At 60.4% G+C, this 23239-nt stretch carries 23 protein-coding genes and 2 tRNA genes; 6 read left to right on the top strand and 19 right to left on the bottom strand.

The window, feature by feature from the left end; genetic code table 11:
- Nucleotides 1-83: 83 nt before the first annotated feature.
- Nucleotides 84-1322, bottom strand: coding sequence for an OpgC family protein (locus KX729_RS31505; RefSeq protein ID WP_219746399.1), 1239 nt, complete (start codon nt 1320-1322; stop codon nt 84-86).
- A gap of 228 nt (nt 1323-1550) precedes the next feature.
- Entirely contained in the window at nt 1551-5063 is a 3513-nt protein-coding gene (locus KX729_RS31500) for a PAS domain-containing hybrid sensor histidine kinase/response regulator (protein WP_219746398.1), read from the bottom strand.
- A gap of 191 nt (nt 5064-5254) precedes the next feature.
- Between KX729_RS31500 and mscL the strand changes: the two genes are divergently transcribed.
- The 4 genes from mscL to KX729_RS31480 all read left to right on the top strand — a co-directional run bounded on the left by mscL (nt 5255) and on the right by KX729_RS31480 (nt 9192).
- Complete coding sequence (mscL, locus tag KX729_RS31495) at nt 5255-5686, top strand: large conductance mechanosensitive channel protein MscL (RefSeq protein ID WP_219746397.1); 432 nt, start codon at nt 5255-5257, stop codon at nt 5684-5686.
- Nucleotides 5687-5810: 124 nt separating this feature from the next.
- Entirely contained in the window at nt 5811-6980 is a 1170-nt protein-coding gene (locus KX729_RS31490) for a pyridoxal phosphate-dependent aminotransferase (RefSeq protein WP_219746396.1), read from the top strand.
- Nucleotides 6981-7137: 157 nt separating this feature from the next.
- Nucleotides 7138-8172: a UDP-glucose 4-epimerase GalE gene (gene galE / locus KX729_RS31485; protein ID WP_219746395.1), complete on the top strand. Its 1035-nt coding sequence runs from the start codon at nt 7138-7140 to the stop codon at nt 8170-8172.
- A gap of 138 nt (nt 8173-8310) precedes the next feature.
- Nucleotides 8311-9192, top strand: a complete 882-nt coding sequence (locus KX729_RS31480; protein ID WP_246618018.1) for a polysaccharide deacetylase family protein — start codon at nt 8311-8313, stop codon at nt 9190-9192.
- 75 nt (nt 9193-9267) lie between these two features.
- Here the strand turns inward: KX729_RS31480 and KX729_RS31475 are convergent, their stop codons facing one another.
- From KX729_RS31475 to KX729_RS31465, 3 genes are all read right to left on the bottom strand, one after another.
- A complete protein-coding gene (locus tag KX729_RS31475; protein ID WP_219746394.1) occupies nt 9268-9666 on the bottom strand; it encodes a DUF1236 domain-containing protein in 399 nt (132 codons plus the stop codon).
- Nucleotides 9667-9732: 66 nt separating this feature from the next.
- Nucleotides 9733-9921: a hypothetical protein gene (locus KX729_RS31470; RefSeq protein WP_219746393.1), complete on the bottom strand. Its 189-nt coding sequence runs from the start codon at nt 9919-9921 to the stop codon at nt 9733-9735.
- A gap of 45 nt (nt 9922-9966) precedes the next feature.
- Nucleotides 9967-10812, bottom strand: coding sequence for a DUF1236 domain-containing protein (locus KX729_RS31465; RefSeq protein WP_219746392.1), 846 nt, complete (start codon nt 10810-10812; stop codon nt 9967-9969).
- A gap of 562 nt (nt 10813-11374) precedes the next feature.
- On the opposite strand from KX729_RS31465, the gene KX729_RS31460 reads away from it, so the two are divergent.
- Entirely contained in the window at nt 11375-12091 is a 717-nt protein-coding gene (locus KX729_RS31460; protein ID WP_246618017.1) for a hypothetical protein, read from the top strand.
- On the opposite strand, the gene KX729_RS31455 is transcribed toward KX729_RS31460, so the two are convergent.
- From KX729_RS31455 to KX729_RS31390, 14 genes are all read right to left on the bottom strand, one after another.
- The gene (locus KX729_RS31455) at nt 12071-12736 is read right to left on the bottom strand and encodes a response regulator (RefSeq protein ID WP_219746426.1); all 666 of its coding nucleotides are present in this window, start codon (nt 12734-12736) and stop codon (nt 12071-12073) included. The two genes, KX729_RS31460 and KX729_RS31455, sit on opposite strands and share 21 nt — an antisense overlap.
- Nucleotides 12733-14133, bottom strand: a complete 1401-nt coding sequence (locus KX729_RS31450) for a sensor histidine kinase (protein ID WP_219746391.1) — start codon at nt 14131-14133, stop codon at nt 12733-12735. Before KX729_RS31450 ends, KX729_RS31455 begins: the two co-directional genes overlap by 4 nt.
- 190 nt (nt 14134-14323) lie before the next feature.
- Nucleotides 14324-14914, bottom strand: a complete 591-nt coding sequence (locus KX729_RS31445) for an alpha-ketoglutarate-dependent dioxygenase AlkB (RefSeq protein WP_219746390.1) — start codon at nt 14912-14914, stop codon at nt 14324-14326.
- A gap of 276 nt (nt 14915-15190) precedes the next feature.
- Nucleotides 15191-15266, bottom strand: a tRNA-Phe gene (locus KX729_RS31440).
- A gap of 170 nt (nt 15267-15436) precedes the next feature.
- A complete protein-coding gene (gene yacG / locus KX729_RS31435; RefSeq protein WP_219746389.1) occupies nt 15437-15652 on the bottom strand; it encodes a DNA gyrase inhibitor YacG in 216 nt (71 codons plus the stop codon).
- A gap of 85 nt (nt 15653-15737) precedes the next feature.
- Nucleotides 15738-16358, bottom strand: a complete 621-nt coding sequence (locus KX729_RS31430; RefSeq protein WP_219746388.1) for a Maf-like protein — start codon at nt 16356-16358, stop codon at nt 15738-15740.
- Nucleotides 16359-16387: 29 nt separating this feature from the next.
- Complete coding sequence (gene infA / locus KX729_RS31425; RefSeq protein ID WP_004435948.1) at nt 16388-16606, bottom strand: translation initiation factor IF-1; 219 nt, start codon at nt 16604-16606, stop codon at nt 16388-16390.
- A gap of 141 nt (nt 16607-16747) precedes the next feature.
- Nucleotides 16748-17227, bottom strand: a complete 480-nt coding sequence (locus tag KX729_RS31420; protein WP_219746387.1) for an arsenate-mycothiol transferase ArsC — start codon at nt 17225-17227, stop codon at nt 16748-16750.
- A gap of 2 nt (nt 17228-17229) precedes the next feature.
- Nucleotides 17230-17703, bottom strand: a complete 474-nt coding sequence (locus tag KX729_RS31415; protein WP_219746386.1) for a UPF0262 family protein — start codon at nt 17701-17703, stop codon at nt 17230-17232.
- 3 nt (nt 17704-17706) lie between these two features.
- Nucleotides 17707-19020 carry a histidinol dehydrogenase gene (gene hisD / locus KX729_RS31410; RefSeq protein ID WP_219746385.1) on the bottom strand — a complete coding sequence of 438 codons (1314 nt, stop codon included), beginning with the start codon at nt 19018-19020 and terminating at the stop codon, nt 17707-17709.
- A gap of 64 nt (nt 19021-19084) precedes the next feature.
- Nucleotides 19085-19516 carry a DUF2948 family protein gene (locus KX729_RS31405; RefSeq protein WP_219746384.1) on the bottom strand — a complete coding sequence of 144 codons (432 nt, stop codon included), beginning with the start codon at nt 19514-19516 and terminating at the stop codon, nt 19085-19087.
- A gap of 148 nt (nt 19517-19664) precedes the next feature.
- The gene (locus tag KX729_RS31400; protein ID WP_219746383.1) at nt 19665-20507 is read right to left on the bottom strand and encodes an oxidoreductase; all 843 of its coding nucleotides are present in this window, start codon (nt 20505-20507) and stop codon (nt 19665-19667) included.
- Nucleotides 20508-20651: 144 nt separating this feature from the next.
- Nucleotides 20652-21944 carry a UDP-N-acetylglucosamine 1-carboxyvinyltransferase gene (murA, locus tag KX729_RS31395; protein ID WP_219746382.1) on the bottom strand — a complete coding sequence of 431 codons (1293 nt, stop codon included), beginning with the start codon at nt 21942-21944 and terminating at the stop codon, nt 20652-20654.
- A gap of 100 nt (nt 21945-22044) precedes the next feature.
- Nucleotides 22045-22275 (bottom strand): hypothetical protein, encoded by a 231-nt coding sequence (locus tag KX729_RS31390; protein WP_246618016.1) that lies wholly within the window; start codon nt 22273-22275, stop codon nt 22045-22047.
- 155 nt (nt 22276-22430) lie between these two features.
- On the opposite strand from KX729_RS31390, the gene KX729_RS31385 reads away from it, so the two are divergent.
- A tRNA-Thr gene (locus KX729_RS31385) sits at nt 22431-22505 on the top strand.
- The last annotated feature ends 734 nt before the right edge of the window (nt 22506-23239 follow it).

Raw genomic sequence — 23239 nt, 5'->3', positions numbered from 1 at the left:
TACTGTCTGTCAAATGGCATGCCCTTCACAAGAAGAGGCGGCATTGCTGCCGCCTCAAAAAGCATCTCTGCCTGATGGCTGCCTTACCTAATGACCATCTGCTGCGGAGCATTCTGTTTCGGCTGCGGGCTCTGGCTCTTCACCGTCGCCGTGGCAGGCACGCCGAAGAATTTTTCGCGTTCGCGCCACAGGGCCGGGATGGAGAGGAGCGCAACCGAGACCAGCGCAATCGCCGTCTTGGTCAGCTCGTTCAGTTCCGGCGAACGGCCGTCGAAATAGTAGACGAAATAGACGATCGCGACGTGCCATACATAGACATACAGCGAGTGGCGGCCGAGAAGCTGCAGGTAGCGGATCGAGAAGACCCAGGTGATGCCGGCGGCGATCTTGCGGACCCAGGGCGCCTCGTGCTTTGGACCGGCAACCAGCAGCCAGGTGATCAGCAGCGCCACGGCGGCGAAGTTCAGGAGATAGACCGGGCCGAAATCGGCGCGGATTTCCATCGAGGCGAACTTGCCGACCATATGCGGCGGCATCAATTCATGCGCGGTGATCAGGCGCAGCGGCAGGAAGAACATAACCAGCACCAGGGCGGCCTTCGGAATGAAGGTGTTTTCCGGCGACAGGATATTGCTCCACTTGATCTTGCCGGCAGACGTCAGCGCGCCGAGCACCAGGCCCGAATAGAACACGATCTGCCAGCCGAACAGGTTGAACGAGGCTCGGATGCCCTGGTCGTCGGCGCCCATGATCATGTCGTTGATCGGCGTCGTGGCGATCTGCTGCAGACCGAGCTGCGCGGCCATCCAGACCATAACAGAACCGGCGATGACATAGTGCCACTTGTCGTCGATCACCAGCTTCACCAGCATCGGCGCGAAGAGCATGTAGACGATATATTGCGGCAGGATGTCCATGAAGGTCGGCTGGTAGAAGAAGGTAGCGATCGCGGCGAGGCGCAGCGGATCGTCGAAGTTCGTGTAACCAAGCCAGTTGAACCAGATCGTATAGGCGCCCGGCAAAAGCATCTGTGCAACCAGTACAACCAGTACGATCCCCATCGCATAACGATAAAGCTCGAAGGCACGGTTGTAGATTGCCGTGCGGCCAGCCGCATAGCCGTTCTTCAGCATCTTCTTCGCATAGACCATGCCGATCAACAGGCCGGACAGGAACACGAAGCCCTGGGCGTCCTCCACGAAGGCGAGCTGGTTGTGGTTGATCTTCACCAGGAAATAACCGCCGGCGAAGATGAGATGGTTGAGAACCATGAACACGAGGAAATATCCGCGCATTCCGTCAATAATATCAAAGCGTTTCATCGGTCGCGGTCTCCGTCTCTGCCGGTTCCGATGGTGGGAGCCCGTCGGTCCGTAAGGCCTCTTCGGGCCAGGAAGTCACGCGCCTAAACGTTGGTAGAAGCCGGACGGTTCCGCCAGAGAAGTGGTGAACACAACCTTCTTATGCCGTTTAGACAACACAGAACGTAAACTGTCCGTGATGACTCGTAGATGAACGGCGGGATAACCGGAAAGTGATAAGCATGCTACCTATTCGGCCGCGACACGCTTCAAGCCTGCAACCTGTGTGAGGTAGGCGCGCATGGCCGCCGGCTTCACCGGCTTGTGCTGGACGCCGATATCGTGCCGCTCGGCTTCTGCTCGCACTTCCGGCGTGCGGTCGGCGGTGATGATCAGTGCGGGAATATGCGACTGGTATTTCTGGCGCAGCTTGAGGATCGCCTCGATGCCGTTGCCGTCGTCGAGATGGTAATCGGCAATGACGATTTCCGGTAGGGGCTCACGCCCAGCGATCCCGTCTATGGCGGCGATCGAATCCGCTTGAGTGACCGTGCAGCCCCAGCCGCCGATTAATACGGCCATGCCTTCCAGGATGCGCGGCTCGTTGTCGACGCACAGAACGCGCAATCCGTTCAGCGGCTGCGAGCGTTTGCGGCGTTCCGGTTCGCCGGTCGTGCGCGCCGACTGCGGCAGCGAAAGATCGAGCGGCATCTGCACCTTGAAACGCGTGCCGCGTCCGGGCGCCGAGTTGAGCTGGACGGGATGGTTCAGGACACGCGAGATGCGATCGACGATGGATAAGCCCAGCCCGAGCCCGGCGGCGGTCTTGGCGCCTTCGTCCAGCCGGGCGAATTCCTTGAAGACGGTGCGGAATTTTGAGGGTGGAATGCCGATGCCGGAATCGAACACCTCGATCACCACCTGATCGCCCTTGCGGCGGGCACCGACCAGAACCTTGCCGTCGATCGTATATTTGATCGCGTTGGACACGAGGTTCTGGACGAGGCGGCGCAAAAGGTTCGCATCCGAGCGCACGGTGAGCGAGGTCGGCATCACCACGAATTTCAAGTCTTTTTCGCGCGCCATCGGCGCATAGTCGGTCTCGATACGCTTCAGAAGATCGTTGAGCGGCACGGAGCTCAAGCGCGGTTTCATCGCGCCGGTATCGAGGCGAGAGATGTCGAGCACGGCGCCGAGGATCGCTTCGACCGATTCCAGAGCGGAATCGATATTGCTGACCAGCGCGCTGTTGTTATCCGAAGCCCCGAGGCGTTCGACCAGCGCCGAGGAATAAAGCCGGGCGGCATTCAACGGCTGCAGGATGTCGTGCCCGGCGGCAGCGAAAAAGCGCGTCTTACCGATATTGGCCTCGTCGGCGGAGGCCTGGGCTTCGGCCAGCTCCCGGTTGACGCGGGTAAGCTCCGCGGTGCGCTCGCCGACGCGCTGTTCCAGTGTTTCGTTCGCCTGTTTCAGTGCCATGTCGGCGGCGACGCGCTCGGAAATATCTGTAAAGGTCGCGACGATGCCGCGGTCGGGCATGGCGTTGGAACGCACTTCGATGATCCGCTCGCCGCCATGGAGGACAAGTGAGAAAGGGGCGTCCAGCGTATGGAACTGCCGCACGACCGCTGCATGGTCCGCATCGGCGATATCGCCGCGGTCGGCGAGGATGCCGACAATGTCGGAGAGCGGATAACCGACCTGACCCACCTGTTCGGGCAGGTTGAGAAGGTTGCGAAAACGCCGGTTCCAGATGGTCAGCCGTTCGGAACTGTCGAATACGGCGATTCCCTGGTCCATCTGCGAAAGCGCGCTTTGCAGCATGTCTTGGTTATATTGAAGCGCCTCACTCGCCTGGTCGAGCAGCCAGGCGGTATCTGCGCTGGTATCCTCCGCCTTCTGCATTATCAGCGATAATACGAGCCGTGCCGAAGAGGAGCCGATCGCGCTGCCGAGCAGCTGTTCGGAAAAATGGATCATCGCCATGTCGGCCGGCTGTTCGTCGCTGAATGTGCGGCCGGCGGTGCGCTCGTAGTTGGAGAAGGAGCGCCGCATCCGTTCTTCGCCGAGATAACGGGCGATCGCCGCCTTCAGGTCTCCGACCGCGACACGGGTCTTCCAGCCGCGGGTGGCAAACTGCGAGCGCAGGTGCCGCTTGACGAAAATGCCGGCCTGGATGCGCTCGACCGGTCGCGGATTGCGCGACAGCGAGCCGAGCACGAAAGCGATGATATTCAGCGTCAGGCTGAAGATCGTTGCGTTGACCAGCGGATCCGTATGCGGCCCGGAAAAGATGCCGGTGCCGGGGAAGAGGAAGTTCAGGACGGCTGCCGCGACATGCGAATTGTCCGGCCCGCCAAGGCTCGGCACGAACAGCATATAGGCCCAGGCGATGAAACCGAAGCTCATGCCGAGGATCGCGCCGCGCGCATTCGCTCGCCGCCAGATCAGCCCGCCGAGCAGGGCGGGAGCGACCTGCGCAATGGCCGCGAAGGCCAAGAGGCCGATCGAGGCAAGGCCCGACTGGCTGTCGGCCATGCGGTAATAGGCGTAGCCCAGCATCAGCACGCCGAAGATCGCCACGCGGCGGATATGCAGCAGCGTGCGGGTAAAATCGTTGCGCTGGCCGGAGCGCGCCGCCATCAGCCGCTGACGCAGGAAGATCGGGATGATGATGTCGTTCGACACCATGATCGACAGCGCCACCGACTCGACGATGACCATCGCCGTCGCCGCCGAGAAGCCGCCGATGAAGGCGATCAGCGACACGACCTTCAGCTCTTCGGCCAGCGGCAGCGTCAGCACGTAGATATCGGCGTCACCGACGCCGCCGAATTTGATCAGCCCGGCAAGTGCCACAGGCAAGACGAAGATGTTGATGGCGATCAGGTAGAGAGGCAGTAGCGCGCCCGCGACGCGCCGCTCCTTCGCCGTGCGGTTCTCGACGACGGTGACATGGAACTGTCGCGGCAACAGGATGATGGCGAAGGCCGAAAGGATGGTGAGGATAACCCAGCGGCTGAGCGGCGTCTCGTAGGCGAGCGCCGAACCGACCAGCATGTTCTGCGACGCCTTTTCGAACAGGTCGGAGGGGCCATCGAACATGATGAAGAAGACCGAAAACCCGACCGTTACGAAGGCGAGCAGCTTGACCACCGATTCCATCGCCACCGCGAGGATGAGACCGTCCTGGTGTTCGGTGGCATCCGTATGACGCGTGCCGAAGATCACCGCAAAACACGCCATCATCAGCGTGACGATCAGCGGCAGGTCGAGGAAATAGAGATTGCCGCTGCCGATGCCGTAATCCGACGGATTGACCATCGCCGTGACGGAGCTGGAAACGGCCTTGAGCTGCAGCGCGATATAGGGAATGGCGCCGACCAGCGCGATGACAGCGACGATCATCGCCACAGTCGAATTCTTGCCGTAACGCGCCGCGACGAAATCGGCGACCGAGGTCAGCTTCTCCGCCTTGGCCAGATCGATGATGCGCCGAAGCAGCGGCATGCCGAGCGTGAAGGCGAGGATCGGCCCGATATAGATGCCGGTGAATTCCAGCCCCTTCTGCGAGGCAAGCCCGACGCCGCCGAAATAGGTCCAGGAGGTGCAATAGATCGCCAGGCTCAGCGCATAGACGACAGGCCTGCCGTTTTTCGGCACGCCGAAAACGCGGCTTCGCCGGTCGCCATAGCTTGCCACCGCAAACAGCAGCAGCACATAGGCGAAAGCCGAAACGAATATGACCCAGCCTGAAAGCATTGCTCCTCGCCCGCCGCAAAATCATGCGGCCACTATGAACATTAGGGGAAAAGCATTCTCTTGGAAATCGGCGCCGTCTCGTCAAAAAGTCCAATAGACGATCGCATTTAAGTCTCTGGACACTTAAGTCTTTTCACCGGTTACGAAAGCGCTATGTTGTTTTGACTGAAACCTGAAAACGGGGGCAAACCATGTCAGTTATCAGCGAATTCCGTTCATTCATCGCCAAGGGCAATGTCATCGATCTTGCGGTCGGTATCATCATCGGCGCGGCCTTTACCGGCATCGTCAACTCCCTGGTCAACGATATCGTCATGCCGGTCGTCGGTGCCATTACCGGTGGCGGCTTCGACTTCTCCAACTACTTTTTCGCTCTGTCCGGCAATGTGACCGCCACGACGCTGGAAGAAGCCCGCAAGCAGGGCGCGATCTTTGCCTATGGCAGCTTCATCACAGTCATGATCAACTTCCTCATCCTCGCCTTCATCATCTTCCTGATGGTCAAGGGTGTGAACAAGCTGCGCATGATGGAAGAGAAGAAGCCGGCTGACGCAACGCCTGCTCCGCCGCCGGCAGATATCCTGCTGCTCAGCGAAATCCGCGACATCCTGAAGACCAAATAAGCAAAAGTGATCTTTTGATCACGCCAGCAAGATTCATCATCGGAATCGATCGCTGGCGCACGGATTATCATGGGATTTTCTGGCCTGCCTGGTTTAAACAGGGCAAAACAGGTCAGGGAACCCCATGTCGATCATCACCAGCCTCAGCCCCCGTGCCGTCTCCGCTCCGGAAAGCGGCATTGTCGAGATCATCAACCACGCCCGTGGCCGCGAAGGATTGATCCCGCTCTGGGCCGGCGAAGGCGATCTGCCAAGCCCGGACTTCATCAACCGCGCCACGACCGAATCCCTTCAGGCCGGCGAGACCTTCTACACCTGGCAGCGTGGTATTCCTGAACTGCGCCAGGCGCTGAGCAGCTATTATGCCCGCCACTTCTCGGTCGATCTGTCGCCGGAGCATTTCTATGTCACCGGTTCCGGCATGCATGCGATCATGATGGCCGTACAGGCTGTTGCATCGCCGGGTGACGAAGTGATCTATTTCTCGCCCACCTGGCCGAACATCATCTCGGCGATCGATATTTCCGGCGCCCGTTCCGTCGGCCTGACGCTGGATTTCGTCGATGGCGGCTGGTCGCTCGATATCGGCAAGCTGGAAGCAGCGATCACGCCGAAGACCAAGGCGCTGTTCATCAACACGCCCGCCAACCCGACCGGCTGGACGGCCACGACTGAAAACCTCAAAGCCATCCTGACGCTCGCTCGCAAGCACGGCATCTGGATCATCGCCGACGAGATCTATGCCCGTTATTATTACGGCGCCGCCAAGCGCGCGCCGTCCTTCCTCGATATCAAGGAGGACGGCGACCGTATCATCTTCGCCAACTCCTTCTCCAAGAACTGGTCGATGACCGGCTGGCGTGTCGGCTGGCTGGTGGCGCCGCCGGAAATGGGCCAGGTGATCGAAAACCTCATCCAGTATTCCAATTCCGGCGTGGCGCAGTTCATGCAGCGCGGCGCGGTCGCAGCCCTGAACGATGGCGACGACTTCGTGCAGGCCAATATCGACCGGGCGACCAAGGCCCGCGATATCCTCTGCGATGCGCTGATCGCCACCAACCGCGTCCAGACTCTGAAGCCGGAAGGCGCGATCTACGCCTTCCTCAAGGTGGATGGTATTAACGACAGCCGTCTGGCGGCTCTCGATATCGTCGACAAGATCGGCGTGGCTCTGGCGCCGGGTTCGGCTTTCGGCAAGGGCGGCGAGCTTTTCCTGCGCGCCTGCTTCCTGCGCGATGCGGCCCAAGTCGAGCAGGCCGCCGAACGGCTTGCCGGTTATATCAAGGCCCTTTGAGCCGGTTCGGCACGGGATCGATAAAATTCGAACGAATTGCTCAAATCTCTGTTTTCCGTCACCCGAGATAAACCCGGCGGAAAGGCCGTCGGGTAAGCATTGCTGAAGACCAAACGTGATTTTCTCCTGCCAACGATAAAAGGCAGGGAAGTATATCATGGCGGTTCTGGTCACTGGTGGAGCAGGTTACATCGGCAGTCACATGGCATGGGCTTTGCTCGATGCCGGTGAGGAAGTGGTTGTTCTCGATCGTCTGTCCACGGGCTTCCGCTGGGCGGTACCCGGCGAAGCGAGATTCTATCTCGGCGATGTCGGCGACCGTGCCGTGCTGAAACAGGTTTTCGCGGAAAACGATATCGACGCGATCCTGCATTTCGCAGGCTCGATCGTTGTACCGCAGTCGGTCGCCAATCCGCTGGATTATTACGACAACAATACCGGCAATACCCGCCTGCTGGCAGCCGCCGCAGTCGAAGCCGGCATCAAGCATTTCGTGTTCTCCTCGACGGCAGCCGTATATGGCGATCAGAAGGACGATACGCCGGTTCTCGAAAATGCGCCGCTGCATCCGAAGAACCCTTATGGCCAGTCGAAGCTGATGTCGGAGATGATGCTGCGCGATGCCGCCGCCGCTCACGATTTCCGCTTTGTCGCCCTGCGTTATTTCAACGTTGCCGGTGCCGATCCGCTCGGCCGTACCGGCCTGTCCACCGATGGCGCGACGCATCTCATCAAGATCGCCTGCGAAGCCGAGCTTGGAAAACGTCGCGGTGTCGATGTCTACGGCACCGATTATTCGACCGCCGACGGCACCGGCATCCGCGACTATATCCATGTCACCGACCTCGTGAATGCCCACCTGAAGGCGCTGAGCTATCTGCGCCGTGGCGGCGAACCGCTGATCGCCAATTGCGGTTATGGCCGTGGTTATTCGGTTCTGGAAGTGCTGGAAGCGGTCATGCGCGTCGGCGGCCGCAAGTTCGAGATCCGCTATGGGCCGCGCCGTCCGGGCGATGCCGCAAGCGTCGTTGCCAATTCCACGCTGGCCCGTCGCCTGCTCGACTGGACGCCGCGCCATGACGATCTCGACCTGATCGTCGACACGGCGATTGCCTGGGAAAAGGGCCTCGCCGGCCGCAAGGCGGAAGACCTCCGCTCGCTGCAGCATCGTCTCGCATCGGTGCGCTTCTAGGCGCATCGAACCGCATAATACCAATTTCAATGTTGCAAAAAGGCCGGTGATCCCGGCCTTTTTCTTTGCAGCCACTCGGTCGCATGGCGTTTTTCCGTATTCGGGAGTAGAGGAGGGGCGTCATTACATTGGTTGACCATGCGACACTTCCTTTTCTCCGTCTGTCTTACGCTCCTGCCTCTGGCAGCTGCAGCTCAAACCGCGCCCGCGGGTTATCCTCCCAAACCGGCCCCGCCCGTTCAGGCTGCGCCGAAGCAGGGAACCATTCCCCAGGCGGCTGCACAGCTCTCCCAAGGCGCAGTTCAGGCTCCCCAGAAGGCCGCGCCCTCCCAGAAGCTAGCATCTCCCAAACTGGTCGAGCCGCGGTTGAACGTTGCCCGCTCGGGCGTGGCAGCCAGTCCCCGTGTGGCGCTGACCTTTGATGCCTGCATGGGCCAGGCTGACGAGCGCATCCTGTCTACGTTGGTGCGTGAGCGTATCCCTGCGACGATCTTCGTTACGGCTCGCTGGCTGAAGAAAAATCCTCAGGCGATCCAGGTCTTCCTGCAAAACCTCGATCTCTTCGATATCGAAAACCACGGGCAGAACCATATTCCGGCCGTCGATGTGCCGACGCTGATCTATGGTATTGCGGCTGCCGGTTCGCCGGAAGCGGTGCATCAGGAAGTCGCGGGCGGCGCCTCTGCCATGCAGGCGGCCGGTTTTGCCGCTCCCCGCTGGTTCCGCGGCTCGACGGCGAAATACGATGCCTCCGCCATCCGCCAGATCCGCGACATGGGATATCGCATCGCCGGTTATTCGCTGAACGGCGATGACGGCTCGCTGCTCGGCGCGGGCGCGGCAGAACGGAAGATTTCTGCTGCGAAGGATGGCGACGTGGTCATCGCCCATATCAATCAGCCGACCCATGCGGCCGGCGAAGGAGTGGCGCGTGCTTTGCTGGCATTGAAGAAGCGTGGCGTAGAATTCGTGCGGCTTTCGGATGTCGAAGGCCTCGGCAACGACGATACGACCCAATAGAGGGTCCAAAAAATCGACATGAAAAAAGGGAGAGCCGTTTCCCAAGCTCTCCCTTTTTCAGTTCAGGTGTCGCGGTTAACGAACAACCTGCACCACCGTGCGGGTCTGCGGATCGACGATCACGCGCTGCTCGCCGACGATCGCATAGGCATATTTCGGCGAATCCGGAACCGGGGTCAGCACGACGGTTTCCGGAACCGGCTTGCCGACAACGATCTTCTCCTTGACGACGACGCGCGAGGTCGGAGCCGGAGCGCTTTCGACATAGGTCACGACGCGCTGCGGCGGCGGATCGATCGCGGTGCCGGCAACGGCGCCGACGACACCGCCAACGGCTGCACCGACCGGGCCGCCGACGATCGCGCCGGTCACTGCACCACCGGCTGCGCCGTTAACGGTGCTCTGCTGAGCGGAGGCGACCGGGGCAAGGATACCGAGAACGGCGGCGGAAAGAACGATGATCTTGGTCTTCATGACATTTCTCCTTCGTTGTTTGGTCGGCCTGCTTCTGCGCAAGGCCGGTTGGATGAGGTCGAGCTGCTATTTCGTGACTGGGTGCAGATCGACCTTGGGCAGGCTCACATCGATGTCGATGTTGCGGGTTCCGAGGTAACCGCCTTCGAAAAGGATGAGCCCGCCTGCGATGATCGCCACCAGCAGCAGGACCGCGACGGTCCAGCCGCTGCCTCCTCCGCCGGTGTGGATCACTGTGGGTTCACGGTCACTCATGTTCCGTACTCCTAGGGGCCTTCTGGGGCTCCCTGACGGCTGGGGTTAACCGGCCAAGATGTAGACGACCTCATGGGTCGCCGGCTGGACGATGATGATCCGGCCATCGGCAAGCACGAAATATTCGTAGCCGCGATAGGCGGGAACGATCTCGATGATGCGCGGCGGCAGCGGATGCAACTCGACGGTGCGCGGCACGGCAATGCCGACATTGACTTCTACGTTGATCTTGGCGGGTGCCACCTTGTTCCGCACGAAAACCTCACGGACCTGGGTGCGCTGTTCCGTGGAGATGTTGATGCTTCCGGTCACCTCGTTGGACGGGCGATCGGTCGAAGCCTGGTTTTTGCCTTCGGACTGGGTGCCGGTGTTGTTCTGGCGAGCCGTGTCGGCATTCGCCGGCTTGGTGGCGTCGGAGCCGCTCTGTGCGGTAGACTTGTCGGTCTGGCCGTCCTGCTTCTGCTGGGCGCTATCTTGAGCACGCGGCTTTTTCGGATCGGTGCTTTCCGCATTCTGCTTACCGGACTGCATCGGCTGCTGAGCCTGGTCGCCCTGCGGCTTCAGGCGCTGCCCGCCCTGGCCCTGAGTGTCCTGGCCCTGAGCTGTCGTCGAGCCGTCTGCACCGGCAGAGCCTTTCTGCTGCGTGCTGGAGCCCATGTCCTGCTGTTTCATCTGGCCGGACGCGCCGCCATTCATCGAGCCGGCACCTTCAGCGCCACCCTGGCGGGGAATGATCGGCTGGGTCTGGCTTGCGCCGCCCTGAGACTGTGTTCCCTGGGATTGGGCCCCCTGGGATTGGGTCTGGGCCATTGCCGGCGCGACCGCAAATGCGGAAAGCGTCGAACCAGCAAGAAGCGCAATCGCCAGCGTCTGTTTTGTGAGGGACTTCATGATGTTTCCTCTGTCGTTATTATGTCGCTTGCGAGGCCCTGCGTGAGCTGCAATGCGCCGACCAAACAGCCCGATTCCGCAATCTGTTCCGCCACTTGGGCTTCGGTCGGGCGGGGTAGGGACTTCAGGCCGTCGGCTTTCTGGGCCTTTGGTCCGACGGCTGTCGCGCAAAGGTCCCGACGAGCGAAACAGGGCTGAAACTGCGGAACGGACGCCTTAGAGTGCAGTTGATCGGGAGCTTTCTTGAGGAGATCCCGTCATGGACAACAGCGTTTTCGAAGCCCGGTGGCTTTTGATCCCCCTTGCGGGGCTCTTTATCTTCATTGCCACCCTTGGCGCCCCTGCGGGGTGATCGGCGCCTTGCCGGCTCGCACTGAATACATGGTTCCTGCGCGATCATCGGTCCCTTTAAGCGCAGCATCTTGCCCGCCGGTTGCAGCGGCAACCGGCGGGTCTTTTGGCTCGATGCGGAACCATTCCGGAAGACTCAAGGTTTCCCTTGCAGTTCGGGTAGGAAACCTTGGGCGCGGGTCGAAGGGATGAACGAATTCGGGAGTATGACATGCCAACGCGTAGAATGCTGGTATTGACAGGTGTGCTGACCGCGGTTCTTGCCGCGGCCAACCCTTTCAGGCTGGCCATCGATGCGGACGGCCGGTTGCATATCGCTGACCAATCCGCCGCTGCCGCAAGCGACAATGGTGGCGGGAATGGAAACGGCGGTGGCAATGGCGGCGGGAGCGAATCCGGCAACGGTAATTCCGATGGCAACAGTAATGGTAACGGCTCGGAGAACGGTAACTCGGCCAATGGAAACGGCAACGGTTCCGAAAACGGAAATGCTGGCGGTAACGGCAACGGAAATGGTGCCGGATCCGGCAAGGACGACAGCAGTTCCGAATCCACCGACGGTGCGACGGATACTGGGACCGATACCGATACGGAAGATGCAGGCGGTACAGACACCAGCGCGGGAACCGCGGGCGGAGGCGTCAAGAACGGTTCTGCCCCGGCTGCGGCGGCAGCGGTCGGCAAGCCGAACAATCCGGCCGCCACGCCGTCTGCCAAACCTGGAACGCCTGGAACGCCTTCGCCTCCGTCGAAATCCGCAGCCGAAGTGAGCGTGCGCGGCACGTCGATCACCGTGCGCCATGGCAACGGAGCGACAGAGCGTATTTCCCAAGGCCGTTATGAGATGCGAGATTCCCGCTCGCGCACCATCGTCAATCGCACCGCAACGCCGGCGGATACATCGCGCCTAAAGTCGTTCGGCAAGTGAGCCTCTGTCCGTTGCGTCCCGGAGTGCCAGGGCAGCTTCGGTGCGGTTGGTCACCTTGAGCTTCGAGAGAATACGCGTCATGTGGTGTTTGACCGTTTTCTCATGGAGATCAAGTTCGCGCGCCACGCGCTTGTTGCTGAGGCCGGAGGCGACGAGATTGAGGACTTCCTGTTCCCGATCCGTCAGTTCGGCCATCGGGTCAGGTTTATCTTCCGCATCGGGCGCCGACAGGCCGGCGATCAGCCGGGCCGAAAGGGCGGGCGAGACATAGCTCTCCCCGGATGCGACCGTATCGATGACATCAGCCAGCGCACGCGAGCCGACGCCTTTCAGCACATAACCTTTGGCACCGAGCCGCAATGCCTTGGCAATGTCCTCGCTGGCCTCAGAGACGGTCAGCATGACGATCTTGATCTCCGGGCAGTGTTCGAGAGCTTCAGTCAGTGCCTCCAGCCCATTGCCGGGCATCGATATGTCCATCAGCATCACGTCGGGGCAGATGTCGTGCACGATGCGGATTGCATCATCCTTGGAACCGCCTTCTCCGACCATCTCGAAATTCGCGATTTCGCCGAGACTCCGCATCACCCCTTCGCGAAAAAGGGGATGGTCGTCCACGACGGCTATCTTGATCGATGTCATCAGGCCTGCTCCACTTCATGCACGCTCAGGGACATCCTGACCGTGGTTCCGTCTTTTGATGTTTTGATATCGAACGTTCCACCGAGGCTTTCGATCCGTTCGCGCAAACCGGCAAGACCGAGCCCCTCGGGGCGCACCTTGCCGGGATCGAACCCCGGACCGCGATCCGAGACCTCGATGACGACATTGCCGTCGTCGAATGTCTGGTGCACGCTCTGCCCGATGCCGCCTCCGTGGCGAAAACCATTGTTGAGCGCTTCCTGGACGAAGCGATAGACGCAGATCTTAGCGGAGGGAGAAAGCGGCTTCGAACTCTGGGACATGAACAGTGCAACATCCAGCCCGCTGCGTTGGCGGTGGGCGTTGACGGCGCGGCGCAGCACGTCCGGCAGTTCCGCCGTTTCGATCTGCGGCAGAACGAGCCCGCTGCAGATGCTGCGGATTTCGTCCATTGCCTCGTCGAGCCGCGCCTTGATGGTTGTCACCTCAGTCTCGCGCGCATCCTTCGGCGTTGCGGGATCGACCAGCAGCCGGCTGTCGACGCGAAGCGCGGCATAGGCGACCAGTTGTGCCGGACCATCATGAAGATCGGCGCCCAGCCGTCGGAGATAGCTTTCGTTGAGTGCGGTGGCGCGGCTCGAGGCGCGTTGCGCCCGCGCATGCAACGCCTTGTTCTGCGACAGAAGTTCGGAAAGCTCGGCGATCCGTTGCGTCAAGGCCTGTCGCTGGTTGTCGATGGTGCGGCTGCCGCGAAACACGATCGCCGACAGAAGCAGGAAGAAGCCGAGAATGACGGTGCCGACCGCCAGCCAGCTATGCAGCTGTGCCTGATAAAGGCTCTGCTCAAAATCCTCCGCCACTTCGTAAAATTCTGAGACGGCCACGACCTCGCCGGACCATGGCTGCAGGATCGGGTTGTAGATTTCCAGGAGAGATTTGCCTTGGCCGCGCTCCAGATTGCTTTCGGGATCCTCCGGCATTCCGAACTTGGCGACCATCTGCCCCGAAAAGGCCGTCCGCAGCTTGTCACCCGGTTCGAAACGTTTGCCGAGCACACTTTTGTCGGTCGAATAAAGAATGGTGCCATCCTTGCGCCAGAGCTTGAAGGAGATCACCTTGCCGCCGAGAGCGCCCTGGCCGAACGTCTCATCCAGCGCCCGGGTGGACACGTCGTCAAGCGTCTGGTCCGTCTTCAGGTCCGGCAGAAGCGGCGCGATGATGCTGTCGACGTAGAGCGCCGTGGAGGCTGCGGAATTGCGGGTAACGGCCTGCTGGATGAGGCTCGTCACATAGGCGCCAACCAGCAGCATCGCCGCAAACGCTACCAGCCCCCCGGCCAGCACGAATTGCCGGGCGAGCGACTGCTCGTTCCAACGGTCAAGAATGGTCGCAAACCGCATCCGCTCATCATTCCCAAAGCCCGCACAGCGCGGGCTGATGCGCGCAAACGCATGAGCGGATAAACCGTTGCATCGGTAGGTGATTTTCTATCGGATGTAGGAGAGGCAAGGATCGCTTGCATAAGCTTGAGCGGCTATGATTCAGGAATTTTCTGACGAGCCGGAAGTCGTGTTTGTATTGCCGTACGCTTCAAGCCGCTCCCAGGATAACTCTGCGGAAAGTCAGAGAAATCCGCCGAGTACGATCGATCTTGACACTGCCGATGAGGTCCGACTTGCGAGCCGCGATCTCATGGCTCCAATCATAGCGGCCGCGCCCTTTCAGAAGGATCGCGGAGCGCCGCTGAAGCACTACAGCGATAACAGCCGGGCTAAATTTTTCCCGAAACACCATTTCGCATTGGGATAACAAGCTGATCGAAACGATCGTATCGGTGAAACAGGGGACGCAATCGACGTGGGCGCTTATACCTTGGCCCGGGAGATATTCGTTCGCGATAACCTGGTTCGGCTCCTCGGTGAAATATCCTTGGCGCACGAGGCGTTCTGCGAGGCAGTGAAGCCAATCCGGTAACTTGCCCAGATAAGCATCGGCCGTAACTGTGCGTGCCTTGTAATCGTATATATAGCCGAAATGCTGCACCCGCCGCTTGAGAACATTGCTCCACTCTCCGGCATCGAGCCTGGCTTCGGCCATCGCCTCTTCGGCATTGGAAAGAAAATCTTCGAAATAGGCGACGCCGGGAGGTAGAGAGGGTAGCCCTAACGCATCGTCCGCCATTCGAATTGGTTCCTCTCAAACGCAATGAAATCACCTTAAGACGCGGTGATACGTGCATACGTTAAAGTGGAATTTTTAAAAAATGCAATCTTTACGTCGCTCGTGAGCGATTGGCGAGAGGATCTGAAAGTTCCGTTGGCGATCCTGTCGCGGCAAGGGTTGTGAGAGGAAGGAACCGACAAGTGCACCGTTTGAGGTAATTAATTTATGTTCATTCCCGAAATACGTTAGCGGATGCGAACCAGTACTTGCCCCGCTTGATTGATCTGGGAAAAATGGTGCCCGGAGGCGGATTTGAACCACCGACACGCGGATTTTCAATCCGCTGCTCTACCAACTGAGCTATCCGGGCATCTCGGCTTTTCAGCCTTCCGGTCAGGACCGGCGGGGGCGTATCCCCCGGAAGCGAGCGGGGTTATAACATCTTGTTCGGACATGTCCAGCACCCCAGGCGACTTTTTTGACAGGTTTGCGAAATTCGCAAATTCTCAAGCAAAATCAGTGGGCATAAGGTGATCTATTTCAGTCCCGTTCGTCGCCGCCATCGATTTTGCTCTCGTCGTCTGCCACCGGAATGGCATAGGAGCCGTTCAGCCAGCGGGAAAGATCCAGCGTGCGGCAGCGGTCGGAGCAGAAGGGATAGTGTTCGCGCGAAGATGGCTTGTTGCATTCGGGGCAGGGGCGTGTCGCGCGCAACGGCTCAACCTTGCCACCGGTCTTGATCGGTTCGGATGTCATATCGAATTTCTCCTGTTTTGCAGGGCGCCCGGCGACGAAGGCATCAGGTGATGCCGCAACCGTGGCGACGGACCGCGGCGATGCGTCAGCCTTCCGGCCAGGCGGCCGCCACGTCGAAGCCCTCGCCGGTCAGAAGCGTCGTCACTTCGAACAGCGGCAGTCCCACGACATTGGTGTAGGAGCCGACGAGTTTCTGCACGAAAGTGCCAGCGATCCCCTGGATCGCGTAGGCGCCCGCCTTGCCGCGCCATTGGCCGGACGCGATGTAGTTTTCGATCTCGCGCGGCGAAAGCCGCTTGAAGCGGACTTTCGTCTCCACCACCTTCTGGCGGAACTGGCCGCCGGGCGTCACCAGGCAGATACCGGTATAGACCCAGTGGCCGCGGCCGGAGAGAAGATGCAGGGCGGATGACGCCTCTTCCGTATATTCCGTCTTCTCAAGGATGCGGCGGCCGACGGCCACGACCGTATCGGCAGACAGGATATAGCTGTGCCGCCAGGCCGGATCGCCGTTCACGGCAGCATAGGCCGCTTCGGCCTTTTCCGTCGAAAGCCGGCGGGCGAGAGAGCGCGGATGTTCGGATTTCTTCGGCGTCTCGTCGATATCCATCGGCATCAGCCGCGCCGGCGAGATGCCGGCCTGGTTGAGGAGATCGAGACGGCGCGGAGAACCGGAGGCCAGTATCAGCTTTTGTTCCAACGCCATCGGAGCCCGCTGCGAGATAAGAAGAGGGATTACTTGAAGCGGTAGGTGATGCGGCCCTTGGTCAGGTCGTAAGGCGTCATTTCGACGAGCACCTTGTCGCCAGCGAGAACGCGAATACGGTTCTTGCGCATGCGGCCGGCCGTGTGGGCGATGATTTCATGTTCGTTTTCGAGCTTCACGCGGAACGTCGCATTGGGAAGCAGTTCGGTAACGACGCCCGGGAATTCGAGGACTTCTTCTTTAGCCATCTGGCAGTTTTCTTCCTGTGTGTTGGATATGGGCGGAGCCGGATGGCGCCTGCCCGCAAATTTGGGCGGAAACTACACAATCATGTCCGCTTTGTGAACCTTGCTTTTCGCGCTATTTCCGCCGGCGGTTTATAACGCCCTTCAGGCAGTCTCCGCCGGAGGGCGGCCGCCTTGCGAAAGACGTTCCTCGATCAGCCGCCAGAGATGATCACGAACCTCGCGATAGGCATCCAGCATCTGGTCGCGGGTGCCGCTGACGGCGGTCGGATCCATGGTCGGCCAATAAACCACTTCAACGGCATTTGCACGCGTCAGTTCCAGGGCGGTGTGATGCGCTTCCGGCGTCAACGTGACGATCAGGTCAAAATAATCGTCTTCCAGCTCTTCCAGCGTGCGCGGCTGGTGCTTGCCGATCGAAAGGCCGACTTCGTCCAGGACCACATCCACGAAAGGATCGCGCTCGCCGGAGCGCACGCCCGCCGATTGCACGTAGATATCGTGCGGCAGCATGGCTTTTGCAATGGCTTCCGCCATCGGCGAGCGGATGACGTTGAAACCGCACATGAAGAGAATGGCGCTCGGCCCCTTCGCTCGTTTGGCAGGCGCGGCGGAGATTTCCATGCTCAACCGCGCCAGTAGAGCACGCAGACCAGCGTGAAGAGCCGGCGGGCCGTGTCGAAATCGACAGCGATCTTGCCGTCCAGCCGGTCCATCAGCGTCTGCGAACCTTCGTTATGGATGCCGCGGCGGCCCATGTCGATCGCCTCGATACGGCTCGGCGTCGAGGAACGGATCGCCTCGTAATAGCTCTCGCAGATCATGAAGTAGTCCTTGATGATCCGCCGGAAGGGGGTGAGCGACAGGATATGGGTCGCCACATCGTCGCCGGCATCGGTGGTGATGCCGAGCATCAGCTTGGAATCGACCAGCGAAAGCTTCAGCCTGTAAGGCCCGCCGGCATGGCCGGCCGGCTGGAAGGAGTTCTCTTCGACCAGATCGAAGATCGCGACTGCCCGCTCATGCTCCACATCGGGCGTCGAGCGCCCGATGGAGTCGTCCAGGACGACGTCGGAGAGACGGTAGTCGCTTGCCCCCATCCATCAGCCTCCATCGTTGAGCGGCTGGGCATTCAGTCGAATAGAGACGGAGCGGGCATGCGCATCAAGCCCTTCAGACTTGGCAAGCGTGATCGCCGCCGGTGCCAGCTGCCGCAGCTGCTCGGGGCCAAGGCGCAGGATCGAGGTGCGTTTGACGAAGTCCAGTACACCGAGGCCGGAGGAGAAACGCGCCGAACGCGCCGTCGGCAGGACGTGGTTCGAACCGCCGACATAATCGCCGATCACTTCCGGCGTATGGCGGCCGACGAAGATCGCGCCGGCATTGCGGATGCCGGGCAGCAAAGCATCCGGATCGGCAACCGCCAGTTCCAGATGCTCTGCAGCGATGCGGTTGGCCAGTGGCAGGGAAGCTTCGAGATTCGGCACGATAATGACCGCGCCGAAATCCCGCCAGCTGGCGGCGGCGGTCTGCGAACGCGATAGCGTCTTCAATTGCCGCTCGACGGCGGCTTCCACCGCCTTGCCGAAGGCGGCATCGTCGGTAACGAGGATCGACTGGGCGCCTTCGTCATGCTCTGCCTGGGCAAGGAGGTCGGCTGCCAGCCAATCCGGATCGTTTTCCTTGTCGGCGATGATCAGCACTTCGGACGGGCCGGCAATCATGTCGATGCCGACGGTGCCGAACACATGCCGTTTGGCAGCCGCGACATAGGCATTGCCGGGGCCGACGATCTTGGCGACCGGCTCGATCGTCTGCGTGCCGTAGGCGAGTGCGGCAATCGCCTGCGCGCCGCCGATACGGTAGATTTCGGTAATGCCGGCAATGCGCGCGGCGGCCAGTACGGCCGGATTGATCTTGCCGCCACCGGCCGGAACGACCATGACGAGCCGCGGCACGCCGGCAACCTTGGCCGGCATGGCGTTCATCAGCACCGAACTCGGATAGCTCGCCGTGCCGCCCGGCACATAGAGGCCGACGGCATCGATCGCCGTCCAGCGCGAGCCGAGGCCGACGCCGATCGCATCCTCGTAGATATCGTCCTTCGGCATCTGGCGAGCATGGTGGCGTTCGATGCGTTCTGCTGCGAGCTTCAGCGCGTCGATCACCTTGGGATCGGTTTCGGCGAAGGCTGCATCGATATCGGCTTCGCTGACGCGGATGCCTTCTTTCGAAAGATCGACGCGGTCGAACCGGGCGGAATAATCGATCAGCGCCGCGTCACCCCGGGCACGCACGTCGTCGATGATGTCGCGCACCACCGCGTTCACATCTTCCGAGACCTCGCGCTTGGTCGAAAGAAATGCCGAAAACGTCGCCTCGAAATCCTGCGATTCCTGCTCAAGCCAGATTGCCAAGCGGATATTCCTCTTCACTCAGAAACAATGTCTGCCCCGTTAAGGGCCATCCGGACATTCAATCTTAGGGATGGCGGGGCTTGGAGGCCGTTTCCCATGCACCGCCGACATCTGCAAGAGCAACTTCGATGCATTCGACGTCGAGCGCAATGGTGGCTGTGCCGGAAAGGACCAGTTCCACCGTGCCTTCTGGTCCATCCCCCTTCTGGGTGAAGGTGACGGCCAGCAGCGACAGCACTTCGTCCTTGTTATTGAGGTTGATGCCGATCGAGCGCACCGCCTGGACCCGTTTGAAGACGATCGCGGAGCGGCGGCGCTCATATTCCTTGCGCTTCTTGCCGAGCTTTTCCCAGACGAAGCGGTTGCCGGCGAGCGAGAAATTCCGCTCGCTGGCGGACCAGCGCACATCGCCCACCTTGAAGACGGCGTCCTGCATATGGGCGGAAATGATGCCGAGATCGTCGGTATCGAGGGCAAGCAGCTTCAGCTCGGTCATCGCTTTTTAAAAATCCATCCAGAGGCGCGGGTCACGCAAAAGTTTCTGAGACTGGAAATAAGCGACAGTCGAGCCGGAAACAACTGCGCATCAGAGCATGTCTGCCGAAAACGGTTTCCGCTTCCGGCAAAAGACAGGCTTGAAACGCTCAGGAAGGGAAATCGGCCGAAAGGCTGATATCTTCCCAGAGTTCGATCTGCGCCAGCCGCTCCTTCAGCTTCTGGGTAACGCCATTGTAGCAGATCGCACCAAGGATCAGATGGCGCGGCGCTTCCGCCGCTTCCGTCGCGGCGATCATCGCCTCGCCGGCGCGAACCGGATCTCCCGGCTGCTTGCCGCTGACACCCGCGGTCGAGGCCATGCGGGCGGCGGCGGTCTCAGTATAATCGGCGATCGTGCTCGGCGTCTGTTTCAGTGAACGGCCGGCCCAGTCGGTGCGGAACGGACCCGGCTCGACGCAGGTGACGCGGATGCCGAGCGGCGCGACTTCAAGGCTCAGCGCATCGGAAAAACCTTCGACCGCATGTTTGCTGGCCGAGTAGTAACCCGAGCTCGGCAGGCCCATGAAGCCGGCCATCGAGGTGATGTTGAGAATATGGCCCTTGCGGCGGGCGCGCATGCCCGGCAGCACGGCGCGCGTCATGGCGAAAAGGCCGAAGACATTGGCATCGAACATGCCGCGGATTTCGTCTTCGACGCCTTCCTCGATCGAGGCCTGATAACCGTAGCCGGCATTGTTCACCAATACGTCGATACGGCCGAACTTTTCCTCCGCCGCTTTCACCGCGGCGGCGATCTGACCCATGTCGGTAACGTCGAGGGCGACTGCCAGCACGTTGTCCTTGCCTTCGGCGAGATCGGCGACACGCGCCTTGTCGCGGGCACTGACGACCGTTGGCCAGCCGCGTTCGATCGTCAGCGTGGCAAGCTCGCGGCCGAAGCCGGTCGAACAGCCGGTGATGAACCAGACGGGTGAGGAAGCGTCAGCCATGGGAAATCTCCATAGGAAATGGATATGAAATGAGGGGCGGGAAGACAATGATGTGCTCCTCCAACATAGCGACGCAAAAAGGGACGGCAAGAGTATCTCTCCTGCCGTCCCTTCAAACTTTGGACACTGTGCGGATCGCTTCGATCAGCCGCTGACACGCTCGACGATTGCGCCGCAGCGCGTGAGCTTTTCTTCCAGCCGCTCGAAACCGCGATCGAGATGATAGATGCGGTTGACCATCGTCTCGCCCTCGGCCGCAAGGCCGGCAATGACCAGCGAAACGGAAGCGCGCAGATCGGTCGCCATGACCGGCGCACCCTTCAGCTTTGCCACGCCTTCGACGCGGGCCGTCTGGCCGGAAAGCGAGATCTTGGCCCCGAGGCGGGCCAGTTCCTGCACGTGCATGAAGCGGTTCTCGAAGATCGTTTCGGTGATGCTGGAAACGCCGGAAGCGCGCGTCATCAGCGCCATGAACTGCGCCTGCAGATCGGTCGGGAAGCCGGGGAACGGCTCGGTGGTAATATCCACCGCCTGGATGCCGTTGCCGTTGCGCACGATGCGCAGGCCGGACTCGGTCGCGGTAATGGAGGCGCCGGCCTGGCGCAGCGTATCGAGTGCACCGCCGAGCAGGGCTTCATCCGTGCCCTGAAGGGTGACGTCACCGCCGGCCATCGCGATCGCCATGGCATAGGTGCCGGTTTCGATCCGGTCCGGCAGAACCCGGTGCCGCGCACCGGACAGCGAGGTCACGCCATCGATGGTGATCGTTCGCGTGCCGGCGCCGGAAATCTTCGCGCCCATCGCGGTAAGGCAATTGGCAAGATCGACGACCTCAGGTTCGGACGCGGCGTTTTCGATCACCGTCGTGCCGTTGGCAAGCGTCGCCGCCATCATCAGGACATGGGTCGTTCCGACCGAGACCTTCGGGCAGGCATAACGCCCGCCGATCAATCCACCCTTCGGTGCCCTGACATTGACATAACCGCCGTCGATTTCGATTTCGGCGCCGAGCGCCTGCAGGCCGTCGAGAAGGAAGTCGACCGGCCTTGTGCCGATCGCGCAGCCGCCCGGCAGCGAAACGCGCGCCTGGCCTTCGCGGGCGAGCAGCGGGCCGATGACCCAGAAGCTGGCGCGCATCTTCGAGACCAGCTCATAAGGGGCAGTTGTATCGACGATAGTGCGGCAGGTGAAGTTGATGGTGCGGGAATAGCTCTCGTCCTGGCGTTCCCGGCGGCCGTTGACGGCAACGTCGACGCCGTGATTGCCAAGAATGCGCAACAGCTGCTCGACGTCCGCCAGATGCGGCACGTTTTCGAGCGTCAGCGTGTCGCTCGTCAGAAGGGATGCGATCATCAGGGGAAGTGCCGCGTTCTTCGCGCCGGAAATCGGAATGGTGCCCCTCAGCTCATTGCCGCCGGTAATTCTGATGCGATCCATAAGTTCTCACTTTTCGTTTAGCGCGAAAGCTCTCGTGCCTGTGACGAGCCTCGCAGCCGATTCCTTGGGTTATGTAGAAAGCCTGTCTGCAAAAAACAGATCAGGATGATTCGTCCGTTTTTGCGGCAGGCAGGCCCTGGCCTTGTTCCGCCTCGCCGGCGCGACGGGCGCGCGACTGCGTCTTGCGCCGCATAAGGTTTTCCCGAAGTTTCGCCGCCGCACGCGCCTTCTGCTGCTCTTCACGCGCCGCCGCATGCTTGCGAGCACGGTCGCCACGGCTTTCGGTGATCCCTTTGCCCTGCGAATCGGGGTTTTCTTCATCATTCGCCATATTTTTCCATAACCAAAAAGCGCGGCCGGCGAAAGCCGATGCGGGGTTTTCCGCAATCTTCGACAAATAACTTGGCATTTGCGGCTTGCACTCCCGGTGAAGCTATGGCAATAGGCCGCTCACCGACGACGCGGCCACTTCGCGCCGGTCCAGATGCTGCTATAGCTCAGCGGTAGAGCACTCCCTTGGTAAGGGAGAGGTCGAGAGTTCGATTCTCTCTAGCAGCACCATTCCATCCCATTGAAGACGTTGCATTTTAAGGCTTTCTGTTCTGTCTTCAGTTAGAAAATACGTTATAGACGAAAGACGCTCGGTGGCTTGTAGCCCGATTGGCGTGTATCGCGGTGACGAGGTGCCAACGTATTTTAGGTAAAGTAACCTGGATCTGAGATCAGATGCCCGCCGGAGCGATTCGGCGGGCTTTTTACTTGCAACGTTTTGTACTGGGCTTAGGGCCGAGTCGGCTTTGCCTCAACTGGGGCGGCTTATAAACCAAAAGCTTTCAAAAATCCACCATACATACAGCATGTTGTAATCAATCTGGGGATTTCGTGGATTTGACACAAAATCTAGTTGTGTTTAATCGAAATGACTCGACAGCAAGATTGAGTCGCATCAATACTCAGGTTGTTCGTGGAGATTAGATTCGCGAACGACGACTGCAACCTGTCTTGCCGGACAGATAGCAGTCGCGCGATGCGTGGCCGCACACGGAAACAAGGCCCTGCCGTGCGGATGTCCTAGCGGATGATGAAATCCAACTGTGCAGTTAGATTCTACATACACCGACTCACTAGAGCAAGGCAGGGCGCAAGGCATAGGAGAAAAATTATGCCTTGCTCTGATCCCCAAAAACTGGATCGTTCATAACTGGAGTTTTCCGCGTTAAATTCCCGGCTGGGAACAGGAGCGGAAGTGATGAAGGCATCGAAGTTTTCGGACGCCCAGAAGGCGTTCATTCTGA

This window comes from Neorhizobium populisoli, from assembly GCF_019430945.1.
In the GTDB taxonomy this organism is placed as follows: Bacteria; Pseudomonadota; Alphaproteobacteria; order Rhizobiales; family Rhizobiaceae; genus Neorhizobium; species Neorhizobium populisoli.
This window is presented reverse-complemented; position numbering and strand designations above follow the sequence as displayed.